This window comes from Candidatus Acidiferrales bacterium, from assembly GCA_036514995.1.
In the GTDB taxonomy this organism is placed as follows: Bacteria; Acidobacteriota; Terriglobia; order Acidiferrales; family DATBWB01; genus DATBWB01.
Genome location: DATBWB010000204.1, coordinates 1 through 7,090, shown reverse-complemented (window position 1 = coordinate 7,090; position 7,090 = coordinate 1). Strand labels below are relative to the sequence as shown.

Sequence of the window (7,090 nt, the reverse complement as noted above, 5' to 3'; positions counted from 1 at the left end):
TGAGTTGCCTGCTTTGGATGTTGCCATCGTTCCCCTCATCTAATGCGACGAGAAGGCAGTAGGCCGCGATATTCCGGGACTCAAATCCGACACGCGGAGGAAGGGAGGAGCCGCAAGCCTCAAAAAAGTTGTACGGAAGGGGATGTTCTATTCTGACCCAACCCGGCCCTTTGTCAAGCTGGAATGGGTGAAAGCGTCTTCAGGAAGCTAATAGATCAGCGCGTCTTTTCACTTTCTGGGGCGTGGGCGACGGCGACACAATCGCGGCCTTGGCCCTTCGCCCGGTAGAGGGCCTGGTCGGCGGCGCGCAAGAGCTCTTCGGGGGTGGTTCCGTCTTCAGGAAAAACGGCTACACCCAGTGAAAGCGTGACCGCCCCGAGGGCTTGGCCACGGTGCTGTACGATGAGGTATTTGACCTCCCGGCGCAACAGTTCGGCGCGGTTGCATGCTACTTCGAGCGGCGCTTCCGGCAACATCAAGGTGAACTCTTCGCCGCCGTAGCGGCACGCAATATCCCCGGCGCGGATGTGCCCCTGCAAGAAACCGCCGAGCTCGCGAAGCAGGATGTCGCCCGCCTCATGCCCGAAGGTGTCATTAAAGCTCTTGAAGCGGTCCAGATCCAGCAGAATGACTGCCACGGAGCGCTTGCTGCGGGTGGCGCGGCGCAGCTCGCGTTCCAGCGATTCTTCCATAAAGCGGCGATTGAAGAGGCCCGTGAGGGGATCGCGGATGGACTGGCTGCGAAGCGTTTCGCGTAGTCTCAGGTTGGCCAGGGCAAGGGCGATGTGTCCCGCCACAGCTAGCGCCACCCCTTGATCGCATTTCGTCCCCTGCTCGCTCGACTCCGGTGGTTCACCAGGCTGTTTGCCATTGACCTGCAAGTGCAGCACGCCCAGCGCCTCGCCTTGCGCCACAAGCGGCACGCACAGGTAGCACGCCCACCCGGCCTTACGCAGGTGCCCGCACTGCAGCGGGGAGTTAGGGTTCTCCACGAGGTGTACCCGACCGCGCCGCAGTGCCCAGCAGTCATCCGGGGCAAAGACCTGCTGGGTCGGCTGAAGCCGCCCCCACGACGTCACAGCTTCGACGGTGTTGCGCGAGGCGCTGACCAGGCACAGCGCCCCCGATGCTGAAGGGAATAGTTGCGCCCCAGCCTCGGCGACGACTTTGTAGGCCTCCTCGGCGCTCTGGCAGGACTGAAGCAGTTCGCCCAGTTCGCTGAGCCGGGTGATTTCTCCCGTGCGCCGTTCCATTTCCTTCATGGACAGGGTGAGCTTCTCGTAGGCCTGGCGGAGTTCCTCTTCCACGCGCTTGCGCTCGGTGATGTCAACAGTCGTGCCTTCAAAACCCAACAACCTGCCGCTTGAATCGCGGAGAGCGCGTGCGTTCTCTGAAATCCAGATCACGCTGCCATCTTTGCAATATGCCTGAGACTCAAACCCCGAAATGCGGCCGCGTTCCTTCATCAGGCGAATGAATTCCGCACGACGACCCGGTTCAACGTAAAACTGATGTTCGAGGTCGCTGACGCTCGCGATCAGTTCCTCGGGTGATTGGTAGCCAAAAATGCGCGCCAGCGTTGGGTTTGCTGTCAGGTAGTAACCGTCAACGGTCGTTTGGAAGATGCCCTCCACGGCATTTTCAAAGATGCTGCGATACTTCTCTTCGGCTTGTCCCAGCGCTTCCTCCGCCCACCGGTGGTCAGTGACTTGACCTCTAAGTTCTTTCCACCTACGCAGAGAGAAAATGGCGAGAGCAAATGCCAGGATCACAAACACAAAAACATAGTCATAGATGTGCCACTCTGTCCATTGTGGCTGTCTTCGAGCCCATTCCTGAAAGGTCCTAAATCCTCCAAAAACAGATACGAGAACAAAGACAAGAATGGAAACAGCGGAGATGCCAACCAGGTCTCTGAACGCTCCGGTCCTTCGCCGATGCAAATCTTCTGGGCTCTTACTCATGTTTTATCGAGCAACTCTATGTCAAAACTGGTAGTCGGCATATTCGATTCTGCTGTCAGTTTCCGTAATGAAAAATGACGCCGAAGGCGCATAAATCCAGCTCAGGCACGCGGGGGAAGGGAGGAGCCGCAAGCCTCAAAAAAGTTGTACGGAAGGGGATGTTCTATTCTGACCCAACCCGGCCCTTTGTCAAGCTGGAATGGGTGAATGGAATAGGAAAGGTACATCATTACCCCCTGGCCAAGTTGTTGTGCATGAGTGAGAAGGGGCAGCGCCGCCTGGCGTGGCCTTTGGCGCTCCTTGCAAGCCTGGCTCTTCGCCGTGCTCGGATTTGCGTTTCGACTTCTAACAGGCTAACTTAGCAGGTTACATCACGCTTCAGCGGACAAGATTTGAACCGTGTCCCGCAAAGCGGGCTGGCAGATCCAGGAACCCAGGACAACTCGTATATATTTGGTTAAGGTATTGTTGCATCTTTTGGCGGACGATGGCGATCCAATCCACCAAGGCGTCCCGCACAGCGGGAGACGACGAGGCGATCCTCGTTGCCCAGGCAAAGGCGGGCAAGGTTGCCGCGTTTGAAGAGCTGGTGAACCGGTACGAGCGGAACATCTTCCGGCTGGCGCAGCACATCACCCAAAACCACGAGGACGCTGAGGACGTTTTGCAGGACGCTTTCTTGAAAGCTTACACTCACCTGGGCGATTTTCAGGGCGATTCCCGCTTCTATACCTGGCTGGTGCGCATTGCGGTCAACGAGTCGCTGATGCAACTGCGCAAGCGCAAGCCGGGACGCACCCTCTCGCTTGACGAATACGTTGAAACGCAAGATGATTTGATGCCGCGCGAGGTGGTGGACTGGGGAGATACCCCGGAACAGGTCTATGCCCGGACCGAGCTGCAAACCATCCTGGCCGCGGCGATTGATTCCCTCGAGCCCGCTTTTCGAAGCGTGTTCTTGCTTCGCGATGTCGAGCATTTCTCAACCGAAGAAACGGCTCAGATGCTCGAGCTGTCGGTCCCGGCGGTAAAATCGCGTTTGCTGCGTGCCCGGCTCAAGTTGCGCCATCGCCTTGACAAAGTTTTCAAGCGGGGTTAGAGCGTTGGACTGCCGAAGAATGATCGTGGAGCTTTCGAATTACCTCGACGGGGAACTCGACTCGTCGCTGCGATCCGACCTCGAGCTGCACCTCAAGAACTGCCCCGACTGCCGGATGGTGGTCAACACAACCAAGAAGACCATTGAAATCTTTTGCAACTGCGCTCCGGCACCGCTGCCGGAAGATGTCCGCACGCGTCTCCACCGGGCGCTGGAAGAGCACCTCAAGCGACAGACCCATTAGCCAAGAAATTCGGTTTTGTGAAATACAGAATCTCAACAAGGTTTCAGGCTGAACCCCGCCGCTCGCAACCTGAGGGATAGGCGGCCCGCCACGGGCGTACCAAGCATCCCCGGAAGTGTTTGCGCATCCAAGCAAGAGAGATGCTTCGGCGAGTCCTGCTTTTGTGGAGGGCCGGCCGCGCCTGCCCTGAGTCCGCCGCGGCGGATCGAAGGGGCCGGCTAAACCATGAAAAAAGCGCGATGGATGGCGAGTGACGGGCTCATGCCCGCCACTCGAACCCGGGCGGGCAAGCCCGCCCCGCATAAAGCGCAATTCGCTCGAAAAGAGTCTTTGGCGGGCAAGCCCTGGCAGCCTGAGGCGGGCTTCCGTCACAAGACCGAACAGATGCTGCGGGTGTTTGCCTTTGCGCTCGCCGTAACCTGTTCCTCCGGCTCACTGGCGCGCGCCCACGATGCCATTGACCCGGAGAATTTCGCCCGTGCCGGCCAAATTCACTTTTACAACAACGAATACGACGAGGCATTTGAGAATTATCAACGGGCCATCGCCCTCGCGCCCTTGAACCCGCGCTTCCACAATTATCTGGCCAACGGCTTCCTTTACAAACAACTCTATCTGAGCGGCCAACTTGACGCGAATCTCTATTCGGCAAGCAACGAATTTGCCAAGGCCCAGCCGATCCAAGCCGACGCGGCCCTTATCCAGTCGTTTCAAGAGGAGCTCAGGAGAGCGCGAGAAATTGCCCGGCAACGACTGGCCAAGAATCCCGCCGACCTCGAGGCCACCTATGCCCTGGCTTCGAGCTACGCCGTCGAGGCGAACTATCACTTCAGCGTAACCCGAAAGTTTCTGGCGGCATTGAGCAATGGCAAGGAAGCGAGGAAATACGCCGAGCAGGCAAGAAAGCTCGACCCCAGCTTCGCCGATGTGGACGTGATTTTCGGCGTCTATGAATACGCCATCGGAAGCATCCCGGGTTACATCCGATGGCTCTCTTTCCTGATTGGCCTTCACGGCGACAAACAGAAAGGAATCCTGCTGCTGCAGAACGCGATGACGCGCAGCAAGTACAGCACGACGGACGCGGCGGTGTTGCTGGCGGTGATCTACAACCGGGAAAAGCAGTACGGCTATACCCGCGAGTTGCTCGAACGGCTGGGAAAATATTATCCGAGGAACCATCTCATCCCGATGCAGATTGCTCAGACTTACAAGCGTGGGAACAACACCGAAAAGGTGCTCGAGATATATCTGGGCATGGCCCGAAAGGCGGAGAACGGAGCGCCCGGATTTGATCGGGCGCCGCTCGACAAGGTCTATTACGAAGTCGCTTCCATTTACGAAAAGAAAGGCGATGCCGACGCTGCCCTGGCTTACTATTCCAGGGCCGGCCAATGGAACAAGGCTGAGGAGGTAGTCCGGGCGCACTGTCTGCTGCGCCGCGGCGAAATTTACCAAAGGCAACAACAAACAGCCAAAGCCCGCGAGATGTTCGAAGCCGCCGCCAAGCTCAATATCCCGGTGACGCAACGCCTGGCCAACGAGCGCCTCAAAAGTTTGAGATAATCCCCGATCCCTCCCAGAGCGGCACTTCCCTGCCCACATTCCGCTGCTGAGCCAACTCATAGACGAGACGCGCAACGGCGATGTCTTCCAGGGCCACCCCGTTGGATTTGAATAGCGTGATCTCCCGGCGGTTCTTTCCGCTGGGGACCCTCCCGGCGGCGTGGGTTACCAGGTCGCTCAACTCCCGCACACCATTCCATCGCTCGGCCTGGCCGGCGAAAGGGACGATGAGGTCGCCGGCCTCGATTTTGGATTGCTCGACCGAATCCACCACAATCCACGAAGCGCGCTCGATGACTTCCGAGTCGAGTTCGCGGCGATTGGGAAAGTTGGCGCCGATGGCGTTGACGTGGGCGCCGGCCTTGAGCCATCGGCCAAGGATGACTGGTTCGCGGGCCGTGGTAGCGGCGATGACGATATCAGCTTCGCGGATGGCGGCTTCGCCGCCGCTCTGGGCCTCGACCGGAATGCCCAGTTCCTCGCTCATCCGCCGGGCAAAATCCTCGCGACGCTTTTCATCGCGGCTGAAGACGCGAATGCGCTTGACGGGGCGGGCAGCCGCCACTCCCAGCAATTGTGTCCGCGCCTGGAGTCCGGTGCCGATGAGGCCAACCTCGGTCGCGTCTTCCCGGGCCATGTACCGGGTGGCCAGGCCGCTCGCTGCTCCGGTGCGCATTTGGCCGAGCACGTCGGCTTCAACCAGCGCCACCATTTCCCCGCTTGCGATTTGGTAGAGCGGAACAAAGAAACGGATTCCCTTCGGGCCGCTCGCGTAGATCTTCATGCCAAAGTAGCCGGTCGCATAATCGGCGGCAGCCATATAGTGAAGCACTGTTTTGGCAGGCGTGATCACCCGATGCCGCGGCTGATTCTCGGCCCGTCCTTCGGCGAGATGGCGAAATGCCTCTTCCAGGGCAGCCATGGCGGCCGTCATGCTCAGCCCCGTCCCGCCCTCGCCGGACGGCACCGCGGTGAATAGTTGTCGGACTTCCTTCTCGGCGATGAGCAGTGCCATCTCTTCCCCTCTCGAGAAATCAGGGACGGAGGAGGCCGCGGGTTTCCAGTTGGGTGGCGAGGTTTTGTTTCAGTTCGGGCTCGGTGATCGCGACAAAAATGAGCCAGTCCATGCCGAGGACGATGGGCCGGTCGTCCTTTTGCAGCACGAAGCCGAGTTGACGCCGGGCCGAATCCACCAGGATTTCAATGAACTCGAGTTGTGGGTCGAGTTGCTGGAGCACAGGCTCGACGCGGCTGCGGATGTGCTCTTTGGCTTGTGGCCCGAGCTGCATAGGAGAATCGCCCGGAGCTCCGGTGCGGATGCACAGGAAAAGATACTCGCGCGGTTCGACAGAAGCAAGGTCATAACGGCCCATCGCCGTCTGGCGTGCTCGATCAGCGGGCGAGGTGATGGCGGACGCTGGTGACCACGACGCGCGGCTTGAAGAGCAGCGCGCTGCGGAGGAGCAAGCCGGTCTGGTTGTGCATCAGCTCGTGCCACCAGCGGGCCGGGACAAATTCCGGCAGGATCACTGTAATCACGTCCTCGGGCCGCAGCCGCGAAATTTCTTCCACAAACTGCAGCACCGGCCGGAGGATGGAGCGATAAGGGGAGTTGAGCACGACCAGCGGCGTATCGCCGGCCCACTCCTGCCAGCGGCGCTCGAATTCCCGGCGGTCAGCGTGGTCCAGGTTTACCCTGAGAGCGATGACATCGGCGGAGATCGAGTGAGCGTATTCGATGGCCGCGAGGACAACTTTGTTGATGTCGGCCACGGGCACGACGACGGTGTTTCGGCGGGGTTTTGGCTTTTCATAGTCGCCGAGAGAAAGCTGGGTACCGAGCAGGAAATAGTGCAAGCGCACGCGGCGAAACGCGTAAACAAAAAGGGGAATGGCGATGACAACGACCCAGGCGCCGTGGAGGAATTTGACGAAGGCAATGTCGAGCACGGCTACGGAGGTAGCGGTCGCCCCGACCGCATTCAAAACCATGTGACGCCGCCACCCGGCTTCTCGATGGCGCCACCAGTGCGCCACCATCCCGGCTTGCGACAGAGTGAACGATAGAAACACTCCGATAGCATAAAGGGGGATGAGCCGGTGGACTTTGCCCTGAAACGCAATGACCAGAAGGGAGGCCACCACTCCGAGAAAGAGGATGCCGTTTGAAAAAACCAGCCGGTCACCCCGATTGGCGAGCTGGCGGGGCAGAAAGCG

The 7,090-nt window shown here is 59.3% G+C and carries 7 protein-coding genes; 3 read left to right on the top strand and 4 right to left on the bottom strand.

Annotation, left to right across the window (positions count from 1 at the left end):
* Positions 1-215: 215 nt before the first annotated feature.
* The gene (locus tag VIH17_13270; protein ID HEY4684202.1) at positions 216-1,964 is read right to left on the bottom strand and encodes a diguanylate cyclase; all 1,749 of its coding nucleotides are present in this window, start codon (positions 1,962-1,964) and stop codon (positions 216-218) included.
* A gap of 487 nt (positions 1,965-2,451) precedes the next feature.
* Here VIH17_13270 and VIH17_13265 point away from each other — a divergent pair, with 487 nt between their 5' ends.
* From VIH17_13265 to VIH17_13255, 3 genes are all read left to right on the top strand, one after another.
* The gene (locus tag VIH17_13265) at positions 2,452-3,063 is read left to right on the top strand and encodes a sigma-70 family RNA polymerase sigma factor (GenBank protein HEY4684201.1); all 612 of its coding nucleotides are present in this window, start codon (positions 2,452-2,454) and stop codon (positions 3,061-3,063) included.
* 4 nt (positions 3,064-3,067) lie between these two features.
* A complete protein-coding gene (locus tag VIH17_13260; protein HEY4684200.1) occupies positions 3,068-3,307 on the top strand; it encodes an anti-sigma factor in 240 nt (79 codons plus the stop codon).
* Between the two features lie 225 nt (positions 3,308-3,532).
* The gene (locus VIH17_13255; protein ID HEY4684199.1) at positions 3,533-4,873 is read left to right on the top strand and encodes a tetratricopeptide repeat protein; all 1,341 of its coding nucleotides are present in this window, start codon (positions 3,533-3,535) and stop codon (positions 4,871-4,873) included.
* Here VIH17_13255 and VIH17_13250 read toward each other — a convergent pair.
* From VIH17_13250 to VIH17_13240, 3 genes are all read right to left on the bottom strand, one after another.
* Positions 4,857-5,888 (bottom strand): ornithine cyclodeaminase family protein, encoded by a 1,032-nt coding sequence (locus tag VIH17_13250; protein HEY4684198.1) that lies wholly within the window; start codon positions 5,886-5,888, stop codon positions 4,857-4,859. The two genes, VIH17_13255 and VIH17_13250, sit on opposite strands and share 17 nt — an antisense overlap.
* Positions 5,889-5,907: 19 nt before the next feature.
* A complete protein-coding gene (locus VIH17_13245; protein ID HEY4684197.1) occupies positions 5,908-6,246 on the bottom strand; it encodes a hypothetical protein in 339 nt (112 codons plus the stop codon).
* Positions 6,247-6,265: 19 nt separating this feature from the next.
* Positions 6,266-7,090 (bottom strand): hypothetical protein (locus VIH17_13240; GenBank protein HEY4684196.1); only part of this gene is annotated, 825 nt, incomplete at its 5' end.

What these genes read in the sequence shown, in the direction of transcription:
- VIH17_13270 (HEY4684202.1), bottom strand. Translation starts at nt 1,964, where the DNA reads ATGAGTAAGAGCCCAGAAGATTTGCATCGGCGAAGGACCGGAGCGTTC.
- VIH17_13250 (HEY4684198.1), bottom strand. Translation starts at nt 5,888, where the DNA reads ATGGCACTGCTCATCGCCGAGAAGGAAGTCCGACAACTATTCACCGCG.
- VIH17_13245 (HEY4684197.1), bottom strand. Translation starts at nt 6,246, where the DNA reads ATGGGCCGTTATGACCTTGCTTCTGTCGAACCGCGCGAGTATCTTTTC.
- VIH17_13255 (HEY4684199.1), top strand. Translation starts at nt 3,533, where the DNA reads ATGAAAAAAGCGCGATGGATGGCGAGTGACGGGCTCATGCCCGCCACT.
- VIH17_13265 (HEY4684201.1), top strand. Translation starts at nt 2,452, where the DNA reads ATGGCGATCCAATCCACCAAGGCGTCCCGCACAGCGGGAGACGACGAG.